The following is a 24,235-nucleotide window of genomic DNA, read 5'->3' as shown; positions in this document are numbered from 1 at the left end:
GGTTTCCCTAGAGAGCCGATATGCAAACTTCTCAATCGTATAACGATCAGACCGCCCGCATATCTCTTCAGATATCTCGCAATGTCAAAAAGCAGGGGAAACAAAACAACCTGAACCGCGCCACTTCCTTCGTGGCGCCGTCAAGCCATCAACTTCCCGATTTTCCCCGGAACCAACCGCCGTTCCCAGCGCCTCGTTCCGTCCCGTCTCAGCGTCTCGCCGTTTCGGTGAGGCGGTATTTAGGCCGCAGCTCCACGGACCGCAAGACGAAAAATGCATAAATATGAAACAAACATTCAAATAGTTGAAAACAAGATATAATTTTGCGCAGGAAGGCTCACGCCGACAAGCGGCTCACAGGAAACCCGCTCCCCGCGCCCTGGCCACATGTTGGCCGAGGAAGGAATCCTCGGGAATCTCGGTCAGGCCTTCCTTCGCCAGAAGCTTGTTGATGTTGCTGGCGGTCAGATGAACGGCGCGGGTCTGCGGGCCGAAGCTCGCATCGGTCAGATCGCCGGGCGTGATGAAGCGCCGACAGTCCTTGGTGAGGATCGGATAGAGCACTTCCAGCGGCAGCGCGTAGCGCAGCTCGTCATGCTTGCGCAGATAGGCGGTCAGTGCCCGCGGCCCGGTCGAACCCCATGGCCATTGATCGATTGGCACGCCCCGACCCAGCGTCTTTGCCCAATATTTGGCACGACGCAGGCCCTGGATATGGGGGGCGACGCCACGGGTCTCGGCATTCAGCTTCGAGAGATCGGCCAGCACCGGAGAATCCTTGGGCAGGCGCAGTACTGCACAATTCACCTGGTCCTCCTTCTCATATCCATAGATCCGCTCTCCCTCGAACTCGAAGGGTTGCAGCGCGATCATGTCGAGATCGACCCAGGTGTGGTCGGTGTTCCGCATCAAGGCGAAGCGGAAGAAATTCGAATGCAGCGAGGGGCTTCCCTCGCGGGCATAGACCGCGATCTGCCGCGCGGGCAATACCTCGGAGGCATCACGCGCCATGACGCCCGGCGGCAGGTTCGCGATGGGCGTGTAGCTATAGACGGTCAGCGGATTACCCATGCGCAGGAAGGAGGCCGCCGAGGCCAATTCGATCGGGCCAAGCCAATCTCCCACCCAAAGCGTCGCCAATGAATTCCGCATCCTGCCCTCGCGCCGGTTCAAAATGAAAAGACCGGCCCGAATGTCTTCGGGCCGGTCCGGACTTTCAAGACACCTGACCGATCACTCGGCGGTTTCTTCTTTCTTTTCAGGGGCGATCTCTTCGCCGGTCTCCTGGTCGACCATCTTCATGCCCAGGCGAACCTTGCCGCGATCGTCGAAGCCCAAGAGCTTGACCTTGACCTCCTGACCCTCTTTCAGGATCTCGTTCGGATGGGTCAGGCGCTTGTTGGCGATCTGGGAGACGTGGACCAGGCCGTCGCGCTTGCCGAAGAAGTTCACGAAGGCGCCGAAATCGACGAGCTTCACGACCTTGCCGGTATAGACCTTGCCCTCTTCCGGCTCGGCCACGATCGAATAGATCATGTCGTAGGCCTTCTTGATGGACTCGGCATTGGCCGAGGCGATCTTGATGACGCCGTCGTCGTTGATGTCGACTTTCGCGCCCGAGGTCTCGACGATCTCGCGGATGACCTTGCCGCCCGAGCCGATCACTTCACGGATCTTGTCGGTCGGGATGGTCATGGTCTCGATGCGCGGGGCATGAGCCGAGAACTCGCGACGGCCTTCGGTCAGAGCATGGGCCATCTCGCCCAGAATGTGCATCCGGCCGTCCTTGGCTTGCGCCAGGGCCTGCTCCATGATCGCCGGCGTGATGCCCGCAACCTTGATGTCCATCTGCAGCGAGGTGATGCCCTCGGCGGTGCCGGCAACCTTGAAGTCCATGTCGCCGAGGTGATCCTCGTCGCCAAGAATGTCGGTCAGCACGGCGTATTTGCCGTCATCTTCCAGGATCAGGCCCATGGCGACGCCAGCGACCGGAGCCTTCAGCGGAACGCCCGCATCCATCATCGACAGCGAGCCACCGCAGACCGAAGCCATCGAGGACGAGCCGTTCGACTCGGTGATCTCGGAGACGACGCGGATGGTGTAGGGGAAGTCAGTCGGGGCGGGCAGAACGGCCTGAAGGGCGCGCCAGGCCAGTTTGCCGTGACCGATCTCGCGGCGACCGGGCGAACCGACGCGGCCAACTTCACCAACCGAATAGGGCGGGAAGTTGTAATGCAGCAGGAAGTTCGAACGGAAGTTGCCGTGCAGCGCGTCGATGATCTGCTCGTCATCGCCCGTGCCCAGCGTGGTCACGGCCAGAGCCTGCGTTTCGCCACGGGTGAAGAGCGCCGAACCATGGGTGCGCGGCAGGATGCCGACTTCGCTGTCGATGGCGCGCACGGTCTTGGTGTCGCGGCCGTCGATGCGGGCGCCACCATTGATGATGTCACCGCGCAGGATGCCCGATTCCAGCTTCTTCAGCGCCGAACCCAGATTCGCGTCAGCCAGATCCTCTTCGGACAGGCCTTCGAGAACCTTCGCCTTGGCCACCTCGATCGCGTCGCGGCGCTCGCCCTTGTCGCGGAGCGCATAAGCGGCGCGCATATCGGCTTCGCCCAGCGATTTCACGCGGCCATAAAGCTCGGAATAGTCCGGCGACTGGAAGTCGAAGGGCTCTTTCGCGGCGGCTTCGGCCAGATCGATGATCAGGTCGATGACCGGCTGCATCGCCTCGTGGCCGAATTTCACGGCGCCGAGCATTTCTTCCTCGGTCAGCTCATAGGCTTCCGATTCAACCATCATCACGGCGTCTTTGGTGCCGGCAACGACCAGGTCGAGGCGCTGCTCGGGATTGGCGCGCAAGTTGTCCATATCCGAAACTTCGGGGTTCAGGACATATTCGCCATTGGCGAAGCCGACGCGCGCAGCACCGATCGGACCCATGAAGGGCACGCCCGAGATGGTCAGCGCAGCCGAGGCAGCGATCATGGCGACGATATCGGGATCGTTGACCAGATCATGCGACAGCACGGTGCACATCACCAGGACTTCGTTCTTGAAGCCGGGGGCGAAGAGCGGGCGGCAGGGACGGTCGATCAAGCGGGCGGTCAGCGTCTCTTTTTCGGTCGGCCGCGCTTCACGCTTGAAGAAGCCGCCCGGCACTTTACCGGCGGCATAGTATTTCTCTTGGTAGTGAACCGTCAGCGGGAAGAAGTCCTGACCCGGTTTCGGTTCCTTGGCAAAGGTCACGTTGGCCATGACGCTGGTTTCGCCAAGCGTGGCGATGACCGAGCCGTCGGCCTGGCGGGCAACCTTGCCCGTTTCCAGCGAAAGCGTCTCTTCGCCCCACTGGATCGATTTTTTCACAACATCAAACATCTGGTTTCCTCTGGGAACGGCCGGCCCTCCGGTCCATCCCGTGCATATGGCGACCCCATTGCCGCCCGCCCCGATCCTTTGCATGGCCCCCGGGGCTGGGGCGTCACGTCACAGATGGACGGGACATACAGCAAAACATGGGTTTTGGAAAGTATCTTGGCCATGCGGGCCGTGGCCAGAAAAAGCCCGCCCCCGTTGCCGGGGGCGGGCCATGCCGATCAGACCATCGCGTTGATGCGTCTGGCTCAGGCCATCTGCCTCTGGCGGAACTCGCCCCGATCCGCGGTGGCCAGGCTGACAGCAACGATCGCGACGAGCGCGGCGATAAAGCCGGGCACGATCTCATAGACCACGCCGCCCAGACCCAAGGCGATCCACAGGATCACCGTCACCGTGCCCGCGATCAGGCCCGCGATCGCACCCGCGCCGGTCATCCGCTTCCAGGTCAGCGACAGGATGATCAGCGGTCCGAAGGCCGCGCCGAAACCGGCCCAGGCATTGGCCACAAGACCCAGCACCTGCGAATCCGGGTTGCTGGCGATGATCAGCGCGACGAGGCCGACGGCCAGAACCGCAAGGCGGCTGACAGTGACCAGCTCACGCTCGGAGGCGCTGCGCTTCAGCACGCTGTGGTAGATATCCTCGGTCAGCGAGGACGAGGCGACCAGAAGCTGGCTCGAGACCGTGGACATGATCGCGGCCAGCAGCGCGGCATAGAGGAAGCCGGTCACCAGCGGATGGAACAGCAGATCCGACAGCAGGATGAAGATCGTCTCGGCGTCCTTCACCTCCAGCCCGGTGCGCAGCGCATAGGCGCGGCCAAAGATCCCCACGGCAATCGCACCGATCAGCGAGACCACCATCCAGGACATCCCGATCCGGCGCGCAGTCGGGACGTCCGCGACGCTGCGGATCGCCATGAATCGCACGATGATATGCGGCTGGCCGAAATAGCCCAGGCCCCAGGCCATGGCCGAGATCCAGCCCAGGAGGGTCATGCCCTTGGTCAGCGACAGGAATTCGGGATCGGCCATGGTCACGCGCAGGGCAGCAGCGCCCACGCCATCGCCGCCATCGCTCGTCAGGATGACGATAGGCATGATGACCAGCGCCAGCATCATGATGCAGCCCTGAACAAAGTCGGTCAGGCTGACCGCGAGGAAACCGCCGATCACGGTATAGACCAGCACGATGCCCAGCGTCAGCGCGATGCCGGTGAAATACTCGCCGCCAAACGCGCTTGCGAAAAGCTTGCCGCCGCCGACCAGCCCCGACGCGGTATAGACCGCGAAAAAGACCACGATCACCACGGCCGAGACCATCCGCAGCGCGGTTGCCGCGCTCGGGAAACGATTCCCGAGGAAGCCGGGAATGGTCAGGCTGTTGTCATAACGCTCGGTCTGCTCGCGCAGCCGCGGCGCGACCACCAGCCAGTTGACCCACGCCCCCAGCACCAGGCCGACGCCGATCCATGCCTGCGACAGGCCCGCCATGAACAGCGCGCCCGGCAGACCCAGCAGCAGCCAACCGCTCATGTCCGAGGCCCCGGCCGAAAGGGCGGTGACCGAGGGCGACAGGTCGCGGCCACCCAGGATGTATTCTTCGGAATTCGATGTCGATTTGCGCCATGCATAGACGCCGATAGCGATCATCAGCAGGAAATAAGCCGACAGGCTGATCCATACCCCCATTTGCATTCGCTCTTCCCCTTCTAGACAAGGGCGCGCCTTTTCCACGGATTCAGGATCTGGAAAAGCAAAATCCTGCGTCAGCGGCGCGTCCGAATTGGAAATGGTCCGATCGCCTAATTCTGCCCCGAAAAAAATCCGAAAATCTGGTGGATTTAGAGAATTTGGACGAATCAGATTTCACAACCAAGGCGGCAATCCGGGGAAATCGCACAAAGGAATCGGCTTTTTACTGCGATTGGCAACCTGGCAGGCTGCGCCGCTCGGCTTCGCTGGCATTGGACGGGCAGCCTGCGCCCGCCTCGGGCCGCGACTTCATTCGCATCCCGCAATCCGCCGGTTTCACGATATCGACCGATTTGAAACGCCCCTGCGAGACCGGCATATGCACGCAGACCCCTTCGGTCGCGCTCCACCAATAGCTGGTGTTGACATTGACATATCCGCGATTGCCCAACCCTCCCTCGGCCTGCCCGGCACGAGCGCCCACGAAATCCGCCAGTTCGGGCGGAGGATGGGCCAAGGCCGCTCCGGCGGATAGGGTCAGGGCGATTGCAATTCCGGTAAGCTGCCGCATGAGACGGAGATCCTTTCCAAAATCGGGAATGAGCCGGATAACCTGCGCCTGAATGGATCGGCGGGGTCCGATCACTGCCTTTATGCTAGCAGCATGAAGGAAGGTTGATAAGCGGGATAAGGCGGCCCCGAGGCGATCGCGCACCAAGAGCTTCGCTTCGTCATCCAGGGCTTTGATGGCGCGCTTCATCTGCCGGAACGAAAGGAAGCGCGAAATTCGTCACGACAACGCCGCGACCACGCGCATCCTTACGTTCTCCGCGACAGGCGGTCGAGGTCCTCCATCGCAAGGTCGATCACGTCACGCGATCGGTTCAAGTGGCGTGCCAACGCGCTGAGATTGCGGAGGATCTTTTGGGCTTGTCCCAACTCCCGGCTCTTTCGTTCCAGCACCTTCAGCATGTTCGATCGCCGATCTTTGTGGCAATCGACACCCGCGGCCTGCGTGCGCGGAACCGCGCGCCCCTAACCACGTCCACCCCGTGGACAACGGTATTGCGAGGTCACTTTGGCATGGACGACGCCAACGGTGACATCCGGGCGGTGGAGGTCACCTCGGGCCGCAGGATTTCCCCGCCAAAGCGCGCAATGACATCAAGCGCGCGACATTGAAACGATGGTCAGGCAATCAAGATCGAAGGTCGGATCGAGCCGAATATGAGATGCGTCAACGCCTTCGCCAAAAGCCTTGCCTCACTGAGGCCCCGACCGACAAACCATCTCCGACTTCTACGCAGTCTCTCTGGAACCAGTGCGGTAGGCCGCAAAGTCATGAACAGCCTCAATTTCCTTGGGTCGGTCGAGATCGAGCGCATGGCCCGATCCGAAGGGGAACAAGAGGGGACATCCGGTCATGCTTGGATTTCCGCATCGATGCCTCGACAAAGCCGAGGGATCTGTCTGACTTTTTGGCGTCGCAGGTCGCTTGTGCGACGGACGCGTGAGCAGGATGAGGAGAAGAGCGCCTTTTCCCGCGGCTTCGCGCATGCTGTCAGCATCGTAGCCGCAGTCGGCCAGCAGGGCGCTTGGCCTGGGCGGGTCATCCGCCCTCACTATGTCGAAACCAAGATCGGAGCGTTGCCCTGGCGTGATCTTGGCACTCATGGGCAGTTCTGCAGCATCGCCGAGAAGGTGGAACTTGGCCGTGACCTGGAAGATTGGCCGGTCGCCCGGAGCCGCCAAGTCCCGATCGCGGTTTCCCCTAGTTCAGGCTGCGGCGCGGTGGATATCTTTCCCGGCTCATGCGCAGGGGATATTTCCGCCCTTCAGCACACTTATCATGCGTCGATGAGGTGACGAAACGAAAAACGCCCGCAGCTTTTGCTGCGGGCGTTCTGTCGCGGAACCGATCAGCAGATCAGCGGCGCAGGCCGAGCTTGGCGATCAGCGCGGTGTAACGGGCTTCTTCCTTGCGCTTCAGGTAGTCCAGCAGCTTACGGCGCTGCGCGACCAGTTTCAGCAGACCCCGACGCGAGTGATTGTCTTTTTTGTGGGTCTTGAAGTGCTCGGTCAGGGTCGCGATGCGCGAGGACAGGATCGCAACCTGAACTTCCGGCGAGCCGGTATCGCCTTTCTTGGTGGCGAATTCGGTCATCACGCGGTTCTTTTCTTCGACGGTGATCGACATCGGGGTCTCCTTTCAGGATCAAAAGGTTATGGCTCTGCCCGGGATGTCGTCCAGCGCAGGCCCATGGAGAAAGCCGCCAGCAGATGTCTGGCGGATGCGCGGCTATAGGCCAAATGGGCGGAAAAGGAAAGCGATTCTTGCGCCCTTTCAGGCAGGATCCATGCGGGTCAGGATCAGATCCGTCATCCGCAGCCCCGTGCCATCGAGTATTCGCGCGACGGCGAGGCCGTCCAGACGGATCAGAGCAGCGCCATCGGCGTCAAGATCGATGCCGAGAGTTGGCGCAATCTGCGTCGCGCTGCCAATCCATCGCAATTCCAGATCATCCTCATCCGGGTTGAAATCCGCGATGAGGGGCACCCCGGTCCCAGGTTCGTCCAGCAAAAACAGGTCCCGCCCTGCCCCGCCTTCGGCAAAATCCGCTGCGCCGGGCATCAAGGTATCGTCGCCCTCGCCGCCATGCAGCCAGGCGCGCTCGAGCGTGGCATTGCCGATCAGCAGATCATTGCCCTCGCCGCCGTCGAGATCGTCCTGACCTCCGCCCGAGATCAGCGTGTCATTCCCCGAGTTTCCGTTCACCCAGTCGGTCGCGCTGCCGCCGCTCAGCAGGTCGTCCCCCTCGCCCCCGAAAAGCGTGTCACGGCCCGCGCCGCCAAAGATCCTGTCATGTCCCCCCTGCCCGGCCAGCGAGTCGGCCCCTGCCCCTCCCCGCAGCACATCGTCGCCCTCGGGTCCGAAACCGCCGTCGCCATAGATCCAGTCGCTTCCCTCGCCCCCCAGCAAGGTGTCGTCGCCAAGACCGCCGTGCAGATCGTCATTGCCGCCCTTGCCCGACAAAAAATCATCGCCCGCGTCTCCGGCCAGCCAATCCGGATCGGGGCCGCCGACCAGTTTCATGTGCTGGAATTCTGGCTCTTCTTCCTCATCCTCTTCGTCGCGTGCATCCGGCTGGGGACGGTCCGAGCCATCCCCGGTCTCTAGAGCGATGCCCGCAACCAGAAGGCCGATCACGCTGCCCAGAATGAACATCGATTCTACCCGATGAAATCATGAATATCTGAAGAAAAGGCTAAGCCCGGACAGGCCAGCGCGCATGTCATTTATGAACGGATGGTTAACGGCCTGCCGTATCGCGCGAAAGGCGGTCGCCAAAAATTGCGCTGCCCACACGAATATGGGTCGCACCTTGGGCTATGGCTGCCTCGAAATCGGCGCTCATCCCCATCGAAAGCCCCGCAAGCCCATTCCGCGCGGCGATCTCGCGCAAGGCGCGGAAATGCGGCACCGGATCGTGACCGTCAGGGGGAATGCACATCAGCCCCGTCAGAGCCAGATCCATCGCCCTGCATTCGGCGACGAACGCATCGGCCGCCTCCGGCAGGATGCCCGCCTTTTGCGGCTCGGCGCCGGTATTGACCTGCACGAATAGCTGAGGACACTTACCACTGGACTGGACCTGACGCGCGAGCTTCCCGGCCAGCGAAGGGCGGTCCAAGGTATGGATGGCATCGAAAAGCTCAAGCGCCAGTTTCAGCTTGTTGGTCTGAAGCGGGCCAATCATATGCAGTTCCACGCCCGGATAGCCTGCACGCCAATCGGGCCATTTCCCGGCCGCTTCCTGGACGTAATTTTCGCCAAAGACGCGGTGGCCAGATTGCAGGACAGCCTCGACCCGCTCGGCGGGTTGCACCTTGCTGACGGCAATCAGCCGAGCCTCGCCCTTGGCGCGGCCGGCGGCGGCTTCAGCCGCGGCGATGCGGCTCTTGATCTGCTCTAGTCCCATAGGCCCAGATTCCCAAAAGAAAAGAGCGGGCACAAGGCCCGCTCTTCGTCAAATCGCTGTCCCGAAGGATCAGAACTTGAAGCGCACACCGAAGTCGGCAACGGTGTCGTTCAGCCAGTCGCTGTCGACGATGCCGCCGGCCAGGACAGCGCCGCCGCCCAGGTCGTAGTCGGCGCCGATGCCGAACGAGTCGAAGTCTTGATCGTCGTAGCCAGCAGCAACGGCCTCGATCTCGTCACGACGCCAGAAACCGGCCAGACGCAGAGCGTCCATCTGGTACTCGACGCCCAGACCATAGGTCTTGTCGAGTTCGAAGTTGTCCGAGCTCAGGGTCAGATCGTCGACCAGTTGGCCGGTGACGTCGTCGCCGCCGAAGCCGATGGAGTTGCGATCCGAGTAATCGGCATAGATGCCGGAGACGGCGAAGTTGTTGAACGTGGCTTTACCGCCCAGGGTCCACTCTTCGGCATCGCCTTGCTTGGCATAGCCCAGACCGGCGGTGAAGTTTTCAGCTTCATATTGCGCGGCGAGCGACCAAGCCAGATCGTCGTCTTCCGCAACGGTGCAGCTGCCCGGAACAGTGACGTCGTCGTCAGTCCACGGGGTGTCGTTGTCATCAATTTCGCAAACGTAATTGTCGTTGTCGCCCGCAGCGGTGAACCAGTTGCGATCGCTGCCGTCCGAAGCCGAAGCGAAGAGCGAGATGTTGTTGATGGTGTACTGGTACAGGATGTTCGCGCCTTGGTCGAGGTTCGCACCGTCGCCCGTCAGGTACGAGATTTCTTCCAGGTCGCCAGCGAAGCCGCCTTCGGTGTAGCCAACGGCCGGCAGGTCGCCGACAGCAGCTTCCGAAGCCGAAACGACGTCGCCCATTTCGAGCTTGCCATAGGCGCCCGAAACATAGACCGAACCGGCGGTGCCGCGGTTGCCATTGGCCGAGTTGTCAGCACGGATCGAGCCGCCGAAGGACAGGCCCGCATCGCTTTCACCGGTCATGGTGAAGACGGCACGGATACGGCTCGAGAATTGAGCGTCGTTGCCGTCATAGATCATACCCATGCGGCCGGAGCCGGACAGGGCAGCTTCGGCGCTGGCGATGCCAGCGGTCATCACCAGCGCGGTGGTGGCGATAAGAACCTTTTTCATGGTTTCCCTCTTGTCTCTCTCATGTGCCCCAGCCGGTTCCTCGACTTGGGTATGGCGTTTGTCTCGCGCTTTCGTCAGAGCATTGCAACGGATTCAGCCCAGCACTTCCTGTTTCGCAATCCTTGTGATGCTTATGGGCCACAGTCTCGGCAATCCCCAGCGAAACAAGGCGTTTTGGCGCAACTCCGAGGCGTTCAGTCGCCTTCTGCGGCAGTCATTTCGAGGGGTTTGGCCGTCCTTGCGGCCTGAGCCGGGGCCGCCCGCGCGCTTGCGTCGCCTCGCTCCGGCTGTCTTGCCGCTTGGCCTTATTATGCGCTATGGCTTGGCGCAGCACGATCGGGGGACCTCAGATGATCACACGCGCCGCACGGCTGACCGCCGCCCTGCTCATCATGGCCGGGCTTGCCGGATGTTCCGGTTCGGGCAACTCGACCCCGGCGGCCCCGCGCGAAGAATCCACCATCTGGGATCTGTTCGGCAACCGGCGAAACGCGAACGATACGGTCGCCGTGAACAAGTACCTGTGGAATGCCAGCCTGGAAGTGCTGAACTTCCTGCCGATCCAGACCATCGACCCCTTTACCGGCGTCATCGTCACCGGCTACGGCACGCCCCCCGGCGGCGGGCGCAGCTATCGCGCCACGGTCAAGATCAGCGATCCCTCGCTTGACGCGCGGGCCTTGAAACTCTCATTGCAAGGTGCTGGCGGCAGCGCGGTCGCCCCGGACACCGTCCGCGCGGTCGAGGATGCGATCCTGACCCGTGCCCGCCAGATGCGAGTGCGCGACGGCAATCTCTGACGGGCTGACTCTGACCCCGCTGGACCTGCGTCCCGGCAATCTGTAATACCCTGCGGGCAATCTGACGCCCGGAGGTTTCCATGCCCTATGATCCCGCAAGCAGCGAGCCGCGCTGGCAAGAGGCGTGGAATGACGCGGATACGTTCCGCGCCATCCGTGACGAGAGGCCGAAATACTACGTCCTTGAGATGTTCCCCTATCCTTCGGGGCGCATCCATATGGGGCACGTCCGCAACTACACGATGGGCGATGTGGTTGCGCGCTTCAAACGCGCACAAGGCTTCAGCGTGCTGCATCCGATGGGCTGGGACGCTTTCGGCATGCCCGCCGAGAACGCCGCGATGGAGCAGGGCGGTCATCCCCGCGACTGGACCTATGCCAATATCGCCACCATGCGTGAGCAGCTGAAGCCGCTGGGCCTGTCCATCGACTGGAGCCGCGAATTCGCCACCTGCGACGATGAATATGTCCATCAGCAGCAGTCGATGTTCCTCGACTTCCTCGAAGCGGGCCTGATCTATCGCAAATCGGCGATGGTGAACTGGGACCCGGTCGACATGACGGTTCTGGCGAATGAGCAGGTCGAAGACGGACGCGGCTGGCGCTCGGGCGCGCTGGTCGAGCGTCGCGAGTTGACGCAATGGTTCTTCCGCATCTCGGATTATTCCGATGAGTTGCTGTCCGCCTTGGACAACCTGAACGGCTGGCCGGAAAAGGTCCGGCTGATGCAGCAGAACTGGATCGGCAAGTCGCGCGGTCTGCAATTCCGCTTCGATATCGTCGACGCGCCGGAAGGCTTCGACAAGATCGAGGTCTATACCACCCGCCCCGACACGCTGATGGGCGCGAGCTTTGCCGCCCTATCCCCGGATCACCCGCTGATCAAGGCACTGGCCGAGACCCGCCCCGAGATCGCCGAATTCTGCGCAGAATGCCGCCGCATCGGCACCACTGAAGAGGCCATCGAGACCGCGCCGAAACTCGGCTTCGACACCGGCCTGACCGTGCGCCACCCGCTTGATCCGGCTTGGGAATTGCCGATCTGGATCGCGAATTTCGTGCTGATGGATTACGGCACCGGCGCGATCTTCGGCTCGCCCGCCCATGACGAACGCGACCACGAATTCGCAACCAAATACGACCTGCCGATCCGCTCGACCTTCGGGCCGAAAGGCGCGACGCTGGAGGAGGCCGACGCGCTGATCGCAGATGCGCCCTTCGTGCCGCTGAAGTCCGAAACAGTGACCTATGTGCGCGGCTTCTCAGGCGCGGCCGACCAGACCGGCGAAGCCGCCGTCGATGCTGCGATCCAGCATGCCGAGGCTGCGGGCTATGGCGAGGGCGTCACCAAGTTCCGCCTGCGCGACTGGGGCATCTCGCGCCAGCGCTATTGGGGCTGCCCGATCCCGGTCGTGCATTGCGATGACTGCGGCACGGTCCCCGAGAAAAAGGAAAACCTGCCGGTTCTGCTGCCGCAGGACGTGAGTTTCGACGTGCCCGGCAACCCGCTGGACCGCCACCCGACTTGGCGCCAGACCGAATGCCCGGTCTGCGGCAAGGCGGCGCGTCGCGAAACCGACACGATGGACACCTTTGTCGATTCGTCTTGGTATTACGCCCGCTTCACCGCGCCGCGCGCCGAGACGCCGACCAACCGCGCCGATGCCGATTATTGGATGAATGTCGATCAATATATCGGCGGCATCGAGCACGCGATCCTGCACCTGCTCTATTCGCGCTTCTTCGCCCGCGCGATGGTCAAGACCGGCCACCTGCCCGAAAGCGCCAAGGAACCTTTCGACGCGCTCTTCACCCAGGGCATGGTCACGCACGAGATCTACATGACCCGCGATGATCGCGGTCGCCCGGTCTATCACCTGCCCGAATCCGTCACCGATGGGAAAATCGCGGACGGCACTGCGGTCGAGATCATCCCCTCGGCCAAGATGTCGAAATCCAAGAAAAACGTCGTCGACCCGGTCAACATCGTCGAGAATTTCGGCGCCGATACGGCGCGTTGGTTCATGCTCTCGGACAGCCCGCCCGAGCGTGACGTGGAATGGACCGCCGCAGGCGCCGAGGCCGCGAACAAGTTCCTGTCCCGCGTCTGGCGTCTGTCCGATGAGGTCGCCGAGGGCGAGGGGGATGTTGATCTGCTGCGCGCAGCCCACCGCTCAATCGCCGATGTGACCAAGGCGATCGAGGGCTTTGCCTTCAACAAGGCCGTTGCGAAACTTTATGAGCTGGCCAATGCCATCGGCAAATCCAAGGCTGGCGGCGAGGCTCGTCGCGAGGCGCTGCGTATCCTTGCGCAACTGCTTGCGCCGATGGTGCCGCACCTCGCCGAAGAGGTCTGGTCGAAAGCTGGCGGGCAGGGCATGGTGGTCGACGCCGCCTGGCCCAAGGCGGACCCTGAGATGCTGGTTTCGGACAGCGTAGTGCTGCCGATCCAGATCAACGGCAAGCGCCGGGCAGAGATCGAGGTGCCGAAGGACATGCCCAAGGAAGAAGTCGAAGCCATCGTTCTGGCCGACGAAACCGTCCAGAAATTCCTGGATGGGGCCGCGCCCAAGAAGCTGATCGTGGTGCCGGGGCGCATCGTCAATGTCGTGGTCTAGGCGCGCCTTCCTGCTGGGTACGCTGGCGCTGGCCGCCTGTGGCTTCTCTCCGGTCTACGGGCCGGGGGGAACCGGCGGCAAGCTCTTCGGCAAGGTCCGCACCGCCGATCCGAGTACCCCGGACGATTTCGCCTTTGCCGGTCGTATAGCCGAACGGCTGGGTCCGGATAATGCCGCGCGCTTCGAGCTAAGTTGGCAATTGCGCATCGCGGTCGTGCCGCAGGCGATCACACCCGATGAGATCACCACGCGTTACGCCCTGAACGGCAGCGCGGAATATATGCTGACCGATATGGCCAGCGGCAAGCTGGTCGGGCGTGGGCAGGTCAGCAGCTTTACCTCGTATTCGACCACTGGCACGACGATCTCGACCATGGCGGCCGAGCAGGACGCGCATAAAAGGCTTGCCCGGCTCTTGGCCGATCAGGTCGTGACCCGGCTTCTGGCCATCGATCCCGCGACGGTCGAATGATCCTCAAGGGTCCCGAGATTTCCCGCTACCTCGCGCGGCCCGATCCGACGCGTCCGGCGCTGCTGATCTATGGGCAGGACGCGATGCGCGTGGCCCTGAAACGCGCCGAGGCCGTCAAGGCGCTGGTCGGCGATCATGCCGAAGAAGAGATGCGCCTGACCCGTATCCCCGGCGCGGATCTGCGCAAGGACCCGGCGGCGCTTCTCGATGCGGTGAAGGCGGTCGGGTTTTTTCCCGGACAACGCGTCGTTCTGGTCGACGACACACCCGATGCGGCGGCCCCCGCCATTGCTTCGGCCATTGCAGACTGGAAATCCGGCGATGCGGTGATCGTCATCGCGGCGGGCGGGCTCAATAAAGGCTCGGCGCTGCGCAAGCTCTTTGAGCCACATCCTGCGGCGGTCTGCGCGCCGATCTATGACGATCCTCCGGGGGAAGAGGAAATTTCGCGCTGGCTCAGCGAGGCCGGGCTGCGCGAGGTGCCGCGCGACGCGATGCGGGATCTGCTGGCGCTGAGCCGTGCGCTCGATCCCGGCGATTTCCGCCAGACCGTCGAGAAGCTCGGCCTTTACAAACATGGCGATGATGCGCCCCTGACCCCCGCCGAGATCGCGCTGCTCGCGCCTGCGACGATCGAGGCCGAGGTCGATGATCTTGTCGATTGCGTGGCCGAGCGACGCGCCAAGGAATTCGGCGCGCTGATGCGTCGGATCGAAGGGCAGGGCATCGCACCCGTCACGATCTGCATCGCGGCCCTGCGGCATTTCCGGGCGCTCCATGCGGCGGCCTCGGACCCCGGCGGACCGGGCGCGGGGATCGGGCGGCTGCGCCCTCCGGTCTTTGGCCCGCGCCGCGACCGGATGATCCGGCAGGCGCAGGACTGGGGGATGCGCGCGCTCGAGGACGCGATCCATCAGTTGATCGACACCGATCTGGTGCTGCGCTCTGCCTCCAAGGCCCCGACCATGGCGGTGATGGAGCGAATGTTGCTGCGGCTTTGCATGATGCCCCGGGGCAGCCGATGAGCGCGGTCGAGCGGGTCGAGGCGCTGGTGATCGGCGCCGGACCCGCCGGGCTGATGGCCGCCGAGATGCTGGCCGGGCAGGGGGCGACGGTCATCGTCGCCGAGGCCATGCCGACGCCCGCGCGGAAATTCCTGATGGCCGGGAAGTCCGGGCTGAACCTCACCAAGGAAGAGCCGCCCGACGATTTTGTCGCCCGCCTCGCCGGGCCTGTATCCCAGTCCCCGGATCATCTGGGCACGACGGAATTCGGTCCTGACGAAGTGATGGCATGGGCGCGGGGCCTCGGAGTCGACCTCTTTACCGGAAGCACGGGGCGGGTCTTTCCGGTCGGCATGAAGGGATCGCCGCTGCTCAGGGCCTGGCTTGCACGTCTCGCCGGGCTGGGCGTCGAAATGCGCACCCGCTGGCGCTGGGACGGGTTCGAAGGTGCGGCTTGGCGTTTCGCTACAAGCGACGGTACGCGGCTTGTCCATGCGGATGCGGTCGTGCTTGGCTTGGGCGGGGCAAGTTGGCCGAGGCTCGGCTCGAATGCGGCATGGCTGCCGTGGCTTTCGGCTCAGGGCGTTGAAATCGCGCCGTTCCGACCCGCAAATATGGGGTTTCACGTGAAATGGTCTCCGGCAATGGAGCGCCATTTCGGGCAGGCCGTGAAGGGCGTCGCGCTGAGGGCCGGGGCGCTTGCCAGCCGAGGAGAATGGGTCGTAACGGCGAAAGGGATCGAGGGCGGCGGGGTCTATGAGGTCTGCGCCGCGATCCGCGACGGGGCCGAGGCGACGGTCGATCTGGCCCCCGACCTGACGCAGGACGAACTCGCAAGGCGATTTACGCAAGGCGGGGCGAAGCAGTCGATCGGGAACCGGCTGCGCCGCGTCTTGGGCGATCCGCTGCGCTCCGCGCTTCTGATGGAATGGGGCAGGCCGCTGCCAAACGGGCCCGGCGCGCTTGCGGCGCGGGCGAAAGCCCTGCCTTTGCGCCATGACAGGGCCATGGGGCTGGAGCGCGCGATCTCCTCGGCCGGCGGGATCACGGCGGCGAGCCTGACCACAGGGCTGGAATTGCGCCGGATGCCGGGCGTCTTCGCCGCCGGCGAGATGCTGGACTGGGAGGCCCCGACGGGCGGCTACCTCCTGACCGCCTGCCTCGCCTCGGGGCGGCTGGCCGGGCTGTCCGCCGCCGCGCATCTGACGCGCCGCGCCTGAGGCCTGCACAGGGCATTGACCTCGGCCCCCGAGGGGCGCAGGAATTGCGCTACCATACCAAGGATGGGCCCCCATGACACCTGCGACATCTGCATCCCGCGCATCGCTCTTCACGCCCGTCCTGATCGGCGGGTCGCTGATCCTGCTGATCAACTTCGCCCTTCGGGCCAGTTTCGGGGTGTTCCAGATCCCCATCGCGCAGGAATTCGGCTGGCCCCGCGCCGAGTTCAGCCTCGCCATCGCGATCCAGAACCTCGCCTGGGGCATCGGCCAGCCGATCTTCGGTGCCTTGGGTGAGCGCTGGGGCGATCGCTGGTCGATCATCATCGGCGCGTTCCTCTATTCGGCGGGGCTGATCCTGACGGCCTTTGCGACCACGCCCGAGGCGATGCAGCTCCTTGAGATCATCGTCGGTTTTGGCGTCGCCGGGACCGGCTTCGGCGTGATCCTTGCCGTCATCGGCCGCGCGGCCAGCGACGAGAACCGCAGCCTCGCCCTTGGTCTCGCGACTGCTGCGGGCTCGGCCGGTCAGGTCTTTGGCGCGCCGCTGGCCGAGGGGCTTCTGGCCTTCTACCCGTGGCAGACGGTCTTCATCATCTTCGGGATCATCGTTCTGACCTGCCTGCTCTTCCTGCCCATGCTGGGCGGCGGCAAGCCCGCCAGCAGGCACGAGCTTGAGGAAAGCCTGGGCAGCGTGTTGAAACGCGCCTTCACCGACCCATCCTATCTGATGATCTTCGCGGGGTTCTTTTCCTGCGGCTATCAGCTTGCCTTCATCACCGCGCATTTCCCGGCGATGATCACCGAGATGTGCGGTCCGATCAATCCGATGGGCACGCTGGCGAGCCTCGGCATCACCACCACCTCGGCGCTGGGGGCGGTGGCCATCTCGCTGATCGGTCTCGCGAATATCGCGGGGGCGATCTTTGCCGGCTGGCTCGGCAAGCGCTACACCAAGAAATACCTGCTCGCGGGGATTTATACGCTACGCACCATCGCGGCGGCGGCCTTCATCCTGATGCCGATCACGCCGACCAGCGTCATCATCTTCTCGCTGGTAATGGGCGGGCTGTGGCTTGCCACCGTGCCGCTGACCTCGGGACTGGTCGCCCATATCTATGGGCTGCGCTACATGGGCACGCTTTACGGCTTTGTCTTCCTGAGCCACCAGCTGGGGTCCTTCCTCGGCGTCTGGCTGGGCGGCAAGATGTATGACGCCTATGGCGACTACACGCTGGTCTGGTGGGTCGGCGTCGGCGTCGGCGCCTTCAGCGCGATCATCCACCTGCCGGTGCGCGAGGCCCCCGCGCGCCTCGCCACGGCCTGACCGTCACGCCTTGCGCTTTCCCCCCGCCTGACGCAGCTTGCCGCCGCGAGTGCGAGGGGGAGAGAAATGCGCTGGATCATGTCGCCGGGACTTCTGTCCCTTGTCCTGGGCTATACGCTCAGCCAGTTCTACCGCGCCTTTCTGGCCGTCCTGACGCCGACGCTGAAGGCCGAGTTGGGCGCGGGTCCCGAGGATCTCGCGCTGTCATCGGGGCTCTGGTACATCGCCTTTGCCGCCATGCAGCTTCCCGTCGGCTGGGCGCTGGACCGCTTCGGCCCGCGCGAGACCGTGGCCTTTCTGCTGGGACTTGGCGGGGCAGGCGGGGCGCTGGTCTTCGCGCTGGCCTCCGCGCCTTGGCATATCCATATCGCGATGGCGCTCCTGGGCGTGGGCTGCGCGCCAGTGATGATGGGCAGTTTCTTCATCTTCGCCCGGACCCTGCCCCCCGCCTCGATGAGCGCGGCTGGCGGCGCGGTCGTGGGCCTTGGCTCGCTGGGCAATATGCTGGGGGCCGCGCCCTTGGTCTGGGTCGTCAACCAGATGGGCTGGCGCGAGACGCTGGTTGGCCTGACCATCGTCACGCTGGCGGTGGCGCTGACTGTCTTTGCCTGCGTGAAAAACCCGGCCCATCCCGGCGGCAAACTGGCCCCAGCGCGGCTGCGCGACCTATTTGCCGTGCGCGAATTGCGCCTGATCCTGCCGCTGCTCAGTGTCACCTATGCGGCCTCGGCCTGTATTCGCGGGCTTTGGGCCGGACCCTATCTGTCGCAAGTCTTTGGCGCGAGCGACTACCTGATCGGCTGGGTCACGCTGGGCATGGGCCTCGCGATGGTCACGGCAAACCTTTCGGTCGGCCACTTCAAACGGTTCCTCGGCTCGGACAAGCGGATCTCGGTCGTGAATAACGCGCTGCTTTGCGCGGTTCTGGCGACACTCGCCATTGCTCCGGGGGCAAGCCTCGGGCTTTCGGCGGTGCTGCTGGTCATGGTCTGCATCTCGGACAGTTCCTATTCGCTGATCATGTCGCACGGGCGCGCCTTCCTGCCGCCGCATCTTGTCGGGCGCGGCATCACCTTTCTCAACATGATCTCGATCGCGGGCGTGGGCGTGATGCAGTTCCTGTCGCGGCCGGTCTATCTGGCCGCCTCCGAGCGTCACGAGGTCGCGGGCGCTTACAGTTACATTTTCCTCTTCTTCCTGATACCTCTGGCGATCGGATTGCTTATCTATCTGTTCAGTCCAGAGGATCGCCATGCATGATATCGACGTCGTCGCCCCGAATCTGAAGCGCCGCCTTTCCGGCGTGACCGCGACTGTCGTGCGGCTGATCCCGGTGCAAGCGAAGATGATCGGCATCACCACAACCGGACCGGGCTTGCCGCCCGAGTTGCCGCATATCCCGCTAAGCCGTGCTGCGACCCTGCCGCGTGATCGCTGGCGGGTCTGGCACGCACGGCGCAATACGGAAATGGCACTGGGCCTGATCCTGCGCCATGTCCTGCGCCGCCGCTATCGGCTGCTCTTCACCTCGGCGGCGCAGCGCGCCCATACCGGCTTCACCCGCTGGCTGATCCGGCAACAGGATGCGCTGATCGCAACCTCGCCGCAGGCCGCAAGCTATCTGGAGCGTCCGGCCAAGGTCATCCTGCATGGCGTCGATCTGTCGGTCTTCCACCCTTCACCCCGGCGCGAGGAACTGCGCGCGGAACTTGGCTTTGCGCCCGATGACATCGTGATCGGTTGCTTTGGCCGCATCCGCGCTCAGAAAGGCGTCGATCTGCTGGTCGAGGCGGCTTTGCGCCTTTTCCCCACCCGGCCCCGCGCGCGGCTGATCTTCACCGGCCGCGTCACCGCAGATAACCAGAAATTCACCGACGATCTGAAGGCCCGGATCGAGGCGGCGGGCCTGTCCGACCGCATCCAGTTTCTCGGCGAAGTGCCATGGGAGCAGGTGGTCCAGAACTACCAAGCCATCGACCTTTTCGCAGCCCCGGCCCGTTGGGAGGGTTTCGGCCTGACGCCGCTCGAAGCCATGGCCTGCGGCGTGCCGGTTGTCGCCACCCGCGTCGGCGCCTTCGAGACCCTGATCCGCGAGGGAGAGACCGGCAGCCTTGTTGCGCGCGAGGATGCAGACGCCCTGACCGAGGCGCTGGAACGCTGGCTCGATGACGATGCCATGCGCGAGGCGGCGAGGCAGGCGGCGCGGCTTCATGTCGCCACCAATCACGCGATCGAGGGCGAGGCCCGCGCCATTGTCGAGGTCTATCGAAAGCTGCTGGCATGAACCGGCTGGGCTTCATGATCGCCCGGACCCTGCGCGATGAGGGGGCCTTGCAGCGGCTCTCGATTCCGCAACTGGCGCTAATGGCGGATCTGGCGGGCAAGCGTGTCGCGCTGATCGGCAATGCCCGCGCGCTGGCCGAGGGGCGGCACGGCAGCGACATCGATGCTGCCGATCTGGTGATCCGCATCAATCGCGCCCCGATGCCCAGCCCCGAAAGCCATGGCACGCGCACCGACTGGCTGGCGCTGGCCACGCGCCTGACCGATGCCGACCGCGCCCGCATCAAGCCGGAGCGCATTCTTTGGATGTCCCATAAGCGCAAGCGCCTCGATTGGGCCTCGGCCACCAGCCCCGGCTTTTACCTGCATCCTTTGGGCGATTTCACCGCGCTGAAAGCGCAATTCGGCGCGCCTCCGACCACCGGCGCAATGATGATCGACCTGATCGCGCGTTCGCCCATGGCAGGCTTGAACCTTTATGGCTTTGATTTCTTTGCCTCGCTTTCCCTTTCGGGCAGTCGCACGGCGGGCAAAGTGCCGCATGACTTCGTCAAAGAGGCAGATTTTGTGGCAAATCTCCTGAAAAATGACAAACGTATCCGTCATATTCGCTGATTAGCCCACTGAAAGACCTTCCGTTTTCCGCGTAAGTGACCTATATCGCGTCGTCTTTACATGAGGAGACCCCCAGATGGGCTACAAGGTCGTTGTCGCCGGCGCCACGGGGAACGTGGGCCGTGAAATGCTGAACATACTCGCCGAGCGCGAGTTCCCTGCCGATGAGGTTGTTGCTCTGGCTTCGCGCCGGAGCATTGGCACTGAGGTCAGCTATGGCGACAAGACACTGAAGACCAAGGACATCGAGGGTTTCGACTTCACCGGCTATGACATCGCGCTGTTCGCGATCGGCTCGGATGCGACCAAGACCTATGCGCCGATCGCGGCGTCGCAGGGCTGCGTCGTCATCGATAACTCGTCGCTTTATCGCTACGACCCGCAAATTCCTCTGGTCGTGCCGGAAGTGAACCCGGATGCGGTCGAGGAATACCGCAACAAAATGATCATCGCGAACCCGAACTGCTCGACTGCGCAGATGGTCGTCGCGCTGAAGCCGCTGCATGACCGCGCCCGCATCAAGCGCGTCGTCGTCTCGACCTATCAGTCGGTTTCGGGCGCTGGCAAAGAGGGCATCGACGAGCTTTGGGACCAGACCAAGGGGCTTTACGTTCCGGGCCAAGAGGTCGCGCCGAAGAAATTCCAAAAGCAGATCGCCTTCAACGTGATCCCGCAGATCGACGTCTTTCTTGACAGTGGCGACACCAAGGAAGAGTGGAAAATGGCGGCCGAGACCAAGAAGATCATGGATCCGTCGATCAAGGTCACCGCGACCTGCGTCCGCGTTCCGGTCTTTGTCGGTCACTCGGAATCGATCAATGTCGAGTTCGAGGACTTCCTCGACGAGGACGAGGCCCGCGACATTCTGCGCGAATCGCCCGGCGTTCTGGTCATCGACAAGCGCGAGCCGGGCGGCTACGCCACTCCGGTCGAATGCGTCGGCGATTTCGCCACTTTCGTCTCGCGCATCCGTCAGGATGTCACGATCGAGAACGGCCTGAATCTGTGGTGCGTCTCGGACAATCTGCGCAAGGGCGCGGCGCTGAACGCCGTGCAGATCGCCGAGCTTCTTGGTAATCGCTGCCTGAAAAAGGGCTGAGACAGCAAGCGCAGGGACAGCATATCCGCGTTCCGAAGCTGATTTGATGGATGCCGTTCCGCAAAGCGGGGCGGCATTTTTCGTTTGGCCAAGGCCCGGCGGATGCCGGACGCCGCGCCTTAGCTCTGCATCAGAGTGGGAATTCCCGCGGCGAGAGATGCCCCAAGCCGGTCGATCGCCTGCGCCAGGTTGCGATCCACGACGTCAAGATACTCGGTCCAGTCCTGAAGCCTTGCGACCTCGCGCGCACCGTCCGATATGCCGCGCAAACCGACCAGAGGCAGGCCGAATTCCTGGCAGGCGCGCAGGACAGCAAAGGTTTCCATATCGACCATCTCGGCCTGAATGGCGTCATATGCGCTGCCCGAGACGATGCTCGCTCCGGTCGCAAGGCTCGCGGCGGGAAAATCCGGCATCTGGACCGGCATCGGGATCTTTGCGGGCAGGGTGGAAAACGGCGTGACGCCCTTGGCAAAGCCGAGCGCCGTGGCATCCATGTCGCGATATTCCACCTCTGAGACCTGATAGACCCGCCCCTCTTCCAACCGGCGAGAGCCTGCCGAACCCAGCGACACGACCAGATCCGGCAGATCAGCCCCAAGACGGGCCAGCGCGGCCGTCAGCACGACTGCGGCTTCGACCGGACCGACACCGGTCATCAAGGGCGTGATCCGTCGGCGCAGTTCCGGTCCATATTCCGCATCGACCGCCATCACGAAGAGAACGCGGCATTCCCCCAACCGACCGATCGACGTTTCGACGCTCATCACTGCTCCTGCACGTTTCGCAACCAGAAAACATGTTCGCAGGGCCACGCGCAAGTCGTCAGGCCGAAATGTCCTGTTGCAGGTCCAGCGGACCGATCTGCGCGGATCGAAGCGACGGCGAGTTAGGGGCGGAAACGGCAAGCGGGGCCTGGAAACACAGCATGAAACGTCCTCCTGAAAGGATCCGGATCTCCCATGACAAAAGTCCAGCTTCCGGCCCCATCACGGCCCCCCGCAATTCGCCTGCCGGTCGCGGCTCATGCATAGCCTGGCAGAGCGCCGCGAGCCCCGGACCATCGCCACAGACCTCACGGAATCGCGCGGCATGGCCGTCAATATTTGCGGCAGGATCGCCCCATAGCGCGGCGTAACGGCGGTTCGATGTCAGCGCCTCGCCGGTCGGAGCGAAAACCGCGACCGCGTCGTCAAGCGCGTTCAGAACCTCTGCCCCCAATGACAGTTCGGCACGGAATTTGCGCGTCAGAGAGATTTCCGAGGTGATGTCCTCGAACAGGAAAGCCACGGCGCCGTCCGGGTGCGGCCGGCCCGTCACCCGATAGGTCTGCCCCCCGGGCAGGGACCAGACCTCGACATGGCGCCCCGAGGCGGCAGCGGCCTCGAGCGAACTGATCTGCTGACGCCAGCTGCGATAGTCCCTGGGTTCGGGAACCATTCGCGCCTCGCGCAGCCGGTCAAGAAAGGCGTAAAGCGTCGGACGCGCGATGAGAAACCCGGTCGAGAGCCCCGTGAGGTCGATCAGCGCCGGATTGAAGAGTTGCAGATTGCGGTCGCGATCGAATATCGCCAGCCCGATCGGCAGATCGGCGAAGGTCTTGGTCAGCGTCTGAACGAATTCGCGCAGACTGCGTTCTGCCCGCACGGCCGCATCGGCGGGCAGGGCAATCGCGATGCTTTCATCCCCATGCGCATGGGCATAGCAGTCGAACCACCTGTTCAACCGGTCACCGGGCATCTGCACGCGCCGAGAATTGCCAAGTGGTCCGGGCGGGGTCGTGGCATCGGGCAGGTCGAGCAACCGAGGCAAGGGCCAGATCGTGTTGTCTTCGATGCTTTCTTCGGCGAGCTGCAGATAGGCCGCGTTGGACCATGTCACATTGCCTTGCCCATCCTGTCGCCATGCCAGCATCGGCGAGGCATCCATCGCGTTGCGCAGCAGGTCGATCTCGCGCTCCATGACGCCCAGCGTCAGGGAATCGACCACGATCCCCGCATTCTCGGCCTTGCGATCCTGCAAGGTCACGCGCAGATGCCGGTCGTCGAGATGCTCGGTCAGAATGCGCAGGCCGCAATCCCCCGTCAATTCCAATCGACGCGCCTCGTCCAAGGCCGCGAGCGCCTCAGCGCCATCCGGCAGGCATGTGGCGAGCCAACCCGTCAGCCGCTGCCAGTCACCTTGCCCGGGCAGGGCGGCGATCAGGCTTTGCGCGGGCCGGGTCGCATCCAGCAGAACACGGTCGCGGAACAGAAACACGATCGGCTCGATCTCTCGCTCCAGCGGCGGACGGGGTGCGTTCCGCCTGAGCCAACCCGCCGCGAGGGCGAGGGCCACGGCCAGACCTGCGGCCACCAGCGAGATGAGAAATTGCGCGAGCATCGGCAACCTTCCGACAATGACCCGTCCAGACTAGAGGCCATATGCTCAATAAATGGTTAACGTGACCGGCTCGGGGCGTGGGCCCTCGGCAGAGTGTAGCAACCATTCAGAACTGTCCCAGTTCTGGCCATTCAGAAATGTCACCGTGCGCGGCATTGGCGGGCAGCCGGGCAGGGCGGAGACCTCCGCCATCGCAGCCCGGACCGGCTGCCCCGGG

20 protein-coding genes are annotated in these 24,235 nt (G+C 63.5%); 10 read left to right on the top strand and 10 right to left on the bottom strand.

Going from position 1 to position 24,235, the window contains the following annotated elements:
• Positions 1 to 354: 354 nt before the first annotated feature.
• From ESZ60_RS18705 to ESZ60_RS18665, 8 genes are all read right to left on the bottom strand, one after another.
• Positions 355 to 1,152 (bottom strand): hypothetical protein, encoded by a 798-nt coding sequence (locus ESZ60_RS18705; protein ID WP_134682221.1) that lies wholly within the window; start codon positions 1,150 to 1,152, stop codon positions 355 to 357.
• Positions 1,153 to 1,233: 81 nt separating this feature from the next.
• Positions 1,234 to 3,378, bottom strand: coding sequence for a polyribonucleotide nucleotidyltransferase (gene pnp / locus ESZ60_RS18700; protein WP_134682220.1), 2,145 nt, complete (start codon positions 3,376 to 3,378; stop codon positions 1,234 to 1,236).
• A 245-nt stretch (positions 3,379 to 3,623) separates the two neighbouring features.
• Positions 3,624 to 5,075: a sodium/proline symporter PutP gene (gene putP / locus ESZ60_RS18695; protein WP_134682219.1), complete on the bottom strand. Its 1,452-nt coding sequence runs from the start codon at positions 5,073 to 5,075 to the stop codon at positions 3,624 to 3,626.
• 220 nt (positions 5,076 to 5,295) lie between these two features.
• Positions 5,296 to 5,643: a hypothetical protein gene (locus ESZ60_RS21180; RefSeq protein ID WP_209021361.1), complete on the bottom strand. Its 348-nt coding sequence runs from the start codon at positions 5,641 to 5,643 to the stop codon at positions 5,296 to 5,298.
• A 1,356-nt stretch (positions 5,644 to 6,999) separates the two neighbouring features.
• Positions 7,000 to 7,269 carry a 30S ribosomal protein S15 gene (gene rpsO / locus ESZ60_RS18680; RefSeq protein ID WP_134682217.1) on the bottom strand — a complete coding sequence of 90 codons (270 nt, stop codon included), beginning with the start codon at positions 7,267 to 7,269 and terminating at the stop codon, positions 7,000 to 7,002.
• 147 nt (positions 7,270 to 7,416) lie between these two features.
• Entirely contained in the window at positions 7,417 to 8,298 is an 882-nt protein-coding gene (locus ESZ60_RS18675; protein WP_134682216.1) for a calcium-binding protein, read from the bottom strand.
• Between the two features lie 85 nt (positions 8,299 to 8,383).
• The gene (locus ESZ60_RS18670; RefSeq protein ID WP_134682215.1) at positions 8,384 to 9,052 is read right to left on the bottom strand and encodes a YggS family pyridoxal phosphate-dependent enzyme; all 669 of its coding nucleotides are present in this window, start codon (positions 9,050 to 9,052) and stop codon (positions 8,384 to 8,386) included.
• A gap of 69 nt (positions 9,053 to 9,121) precedes the next feature.
• Positions 9,122 to 10,198: a porin gene (locus tag ESZ60_RS18665; RefSeq protein ID WP_134682214.1), complete on the bottom strand. Its 1,077-nt coding sequence runs from the start codon at positions 10,196 to 10,198 to the stop codon at positions 9,122 to 9,124.
• Between the two features lie 350 nt (positions 10,199 to 10,548).
• Between ESZ60_RS18665 and ESZ60_RS18660 the strand changes: the two genes are divergently transcribed.
• From ESZ60_RS18660 to ESZ60_RS18615, 10 genes are all read left to right on the top strand, one after another.
• Positions 10,549 to 10,998 (top strand): DUF3576 domain-containing protein, encoded by a 450-nt coding sequence (locus ESZ60_RS18660; RefSeq protein ID WP_134682213.1) that lies wholly within the window; start codon positions 10,549 to 10,551, stop codon positions 10,996 to 10,998.
• Between the two features lie 80 nt (positions 10,999 to 11,078).
• Positions 11,079 to 13,616 (top strand): leucine--tRNA ligase, encoded by a 2,538-nt coding sequence (leuS, locus tag ESZ60_RS18655; protein WP_134682212.1) that lies wholly within the window; start codon positions 11,079 to 11,081, stop codon positions 13,614 to 13,616.
• A complete protein-coding gene (gene lptE / locus ESZ60_RS18650; RefSeq protein WP_134682211.1) occupies positions 13,603 to 14,088 on the top strand; it encodes an LPS assembly lipoprotein LptE in 486 nt (161 codons plus the stop codon). The genes leuS and lptE overlap by 14 nt, the downstream gene beginning before the upstream one ends.
• Complete coding sequence (gene holA, locus ESZ60_RS18645; RefSeq protein ID WP_134682210.1) at positions 14,085 to 15,113, top strand: DNA polymerase III subunit delta; 1,029 nt, start codon at positions 14,085 to 14,087, stop codon at positions 15,111 to 15,113. The genes lptE and holA overlap by 4 nt, the downstream gene beginning before the upstream one ends.
• Positions 15,110 to 16,312, top strand: coding sequence for a BaiN/RdsA family NAD(P)/FAD-dependent oxidoreductase (locus ESZ60_RS18640; protein WP_134682209.1), 1,203 nt, complete (start codon positions 15,110 to 15,112; stop codon positions 16,310 to 16,312). The genes holA and ESZ60_RS18640 overlap by 4 nt, the downstream gene beginning before the upstream one ends.
• Positions 16,313 to 16,385: 73 nt before the next feature.
• Positions 16,386 to 17,639, top strand: a complete 1,254-nt coding sequence (locus tag ESZ60_RS18635; protein ID WP_134682208.1) for an MFS transporter — start codon at positions 16,386 to 16,388, stop codon at positions 17,637 to 17,639.
• Between the two features lie 66 nt (positions 17,640 to 17,705).
• A complete protein-coding gene (locus ESZ60_RS18630) occupies positions 17,706 to 18,899 on the top strand; it encodes an MFS transporter (RefSeq protein ID WP_134682207.1) in 1,194 nt (397 codons plus the stop codon).
• Positions 18,892 to 19,923, top strand: a complete 1,032-nt coding sequence (locus tag ESZ60_RS18625; RefSeq protein ID WP_134682206.1) for a glycosyltransferase family 4 protein — start codon at positions 18,892 to 18,894, stop codon at positions 19,921 to 19,923. The genes ESZ60_RS18630 and ESZ60_RS18625 overlap by 8 nt, the downstream gene beginning before the upstream one ends.
• Positions 19,920 to 20,537 (top strand): glycosyltransferase family 29 protein, encoded by a 618-nt coding sequence (locus ESZ60_RS18620; protein WP_134682205.1) that lies wholly within the window; start codon positions 19,920 to 19,922, stop codon positions 20,535 to 20,537. The genes ESZ60_RS18625 and ESZ60_RS18620 overlap by 4 nt, the downstream gene beginning before the upstream one ends.
• Positions 20,538 to 20,613: 76 nt before the next feature.
• Entirely contained in the window at positions 20,614 to 21,636 is a 1,023-nt protein-coding gene (locus ESZ60_RS18615) for an aspartate-semialdehyde dehydrogenase (RefSeq protein ID WP_134682204.1), read from the top strand.
• Positions 21,637 to 21,755: 119 nt separating this feature from the next.
• Here the strand turns inward: ESZ60_RS18615 and ESZ60_RS18610 are convergent, their stop codons facing one another.
• Positions 21,756 to 22,403, bottom strand: coding sequence for a 5'-methylthioadenosine/S-adenosylhomocysteine nucleosidase (locus ESZ60_RS18610; RefSeq protein WP_134682203.1), 648 nt, complete (start codon positions 22,401 to 22,403; stop codon positions 21,756 to 21,758).
• Between the two features lie 58 nt (positions 22,404 to 22,461).
• Positions 22,462 to 24,018 carry a PAS-domain containing protein gene (locus ESZ60_RS18605; RefSeq protein ID WP_134682202.1) on the bottom strand — a complete coding sequence of 519 codons (1,557 nt, stop codon included), beginning with the start codon at positions 24,016 to 24,018 and terminating at the stop codon, positions 22,462 to 22,464.
• Positions 24,019 to 24,235 lie beyond the last annotated feature (217 nt).

It is taken from the genome of Paracoccus ravus, from assembly GCF_004522175.1.
Classification (GTDB): Bacteria; Pseudomonadota; Alphaproteobacteria; order Rhodobacterales; family Rhodobacteraceae; genus Paracoccus; species Paracoccus ravus.
Note: the sequence above shows the minus strand (reverse complement) of the source record. Positions and strands in the feature narration are given on the sequence as shown.

Bases quoted from the DNA above. Each gene is read 5' to 3' on its own strand.
- lptE (WP_134682211.1), top strand. From the start codon at position 13,603: ATGTCGTGGTCTAGGCGCGCCTTCCTGCTGGGTACGCTGGCGCTGGCC.
- ESZ60_RS18665 (WP_134682214.1), bottom strand. From the start codon at position 10,198: ATGAAAAAGGTTCTTATCGCCACCACCGCGCTGGTGATGACCGCTGGC.
- ESZ60_RS18610 (WP_134682203.1), bottom strand. From the start codon at position 22,403: ATGAGCGTCGAAACGTCGATCGGTCGGTTGGGGGAATGCCGCGTTCTC.
- ESZ60_RS18615 (WP_134682204.1), top strand. From the start codon at position 20,614: ATGGGCTACAAGGTCGTTGTCGCCGGCGCCACGGGGAACGTGGGCCGT.
- leuS (WP_134682212.1), top strand. From the start codon at position 11,079: ATGCCCTATGATCCCGCAAGCAGCGAGCCGCGCTGGCAAGAGGCGTGG.
- ESZ60_RS18620 (WP_134682205.1), top strand. From the start codon at position 19,920: ATGAACCGGCTGGGCTTCATGATCGCCCGGACCCTGCGCGATGAGGGG.
- rpsO (WP_134682217.1), bottom strand. From the start codon at position 7,269: ATGTCGATCACCGTCGAAGAAAAGAACCGCGTGATGACCGAATTCGCC.
- pnp (WP_134682220.1), bottom strand. From the start codon at position 3,378: ATGTTTGATGTTGTGAAAAAATCGATCCAGTGGGGCGAAGAGACGCTT.
- ESZ60_RS18640 (WP_134682209.1), top strand. From the start codon at position 15,110: ATGAGCGCGGTCGAGCGGGTCGAGGCGCTGGTGATCGGCGCCGGACCC.
- ESZ60_RS18605 (WP_134682202.1), bottom strand. From the start codon at position 24,018: ATGCTCGCGCAATTTCTCATCTCGCTGGTGGCCGCAGGTCTGGCCGTG.
- holA (WP_134682210.1), top strand. From the start codon at position 14,085: ATGATCCTCAAGGGTCCCGAGATTTCCCGCTACCTCGCGCGGCCCGAT.
- ESZ60_RS18625 (WP_134682206.1), top strand. From the start codon at position 18,892: ATGCATGATATCGACGTCGTCGCCCCGAATCTGAAGCGCCGCCTTTCC.
- ESZ60_RS18705 (WP_134682221.1), bottom strand. From the start codon at position 1,152: ATGCGGAATTCATTGGCGACGCTTTGGGTGGGAGATTGGCTTGGCCCG.
- ESZ60_RS21180 (WP_209021361.1), bottom strand. From the start codon at position 5,643: ATGCGGCAGCTTACCGGAATTGCAATCGCCCTGACCCTATCCGCCGGA.
- ESZ60_RS18670 (WP_134682215.1), bottom strand. From the start codon at position 9,052: ATGGGACTAGAGCAGATCAAGAGCCGCATCGCCGCGGCTGAAGCCGCC.
- ESZ60_RS18660 (WP_134682213.1), top strand. From the start codon at position 10,549: ATGATCACACGCGCCGCACGGCTGACCGCCGCCCTGCTCATCATGGCC.
- ESZ60_RS18635 (WP_134682208.1), top strand. From the start codon at position 16,386: ATGACACCTGCGACATCTGCATCCCGCGCATCGCTCTTCACGCCCGTC.
- ESZ60_RS18675 (WP_134682216.1), bottom strand. From the start codon at position 8,298: ATGTTCATTCTGGGCAGCGTGATCGGCCTTCTGGTTGCGGGCATCGCT.
- ESZ60_RS18630 (WP_134682207.1), top strand. From the start codon at position 17,706: ATGCGCTGGATCATGTCGCCGGGACTTCTGTCCCTTGTCCTGGGCTAT.
- putP (WP_134682219.1), bottom strand. From the start codon at position 5,075: ATGCAAATGGGGGTATGGATCAGCCTGTCGGCTTATTTCCTGCTGATG.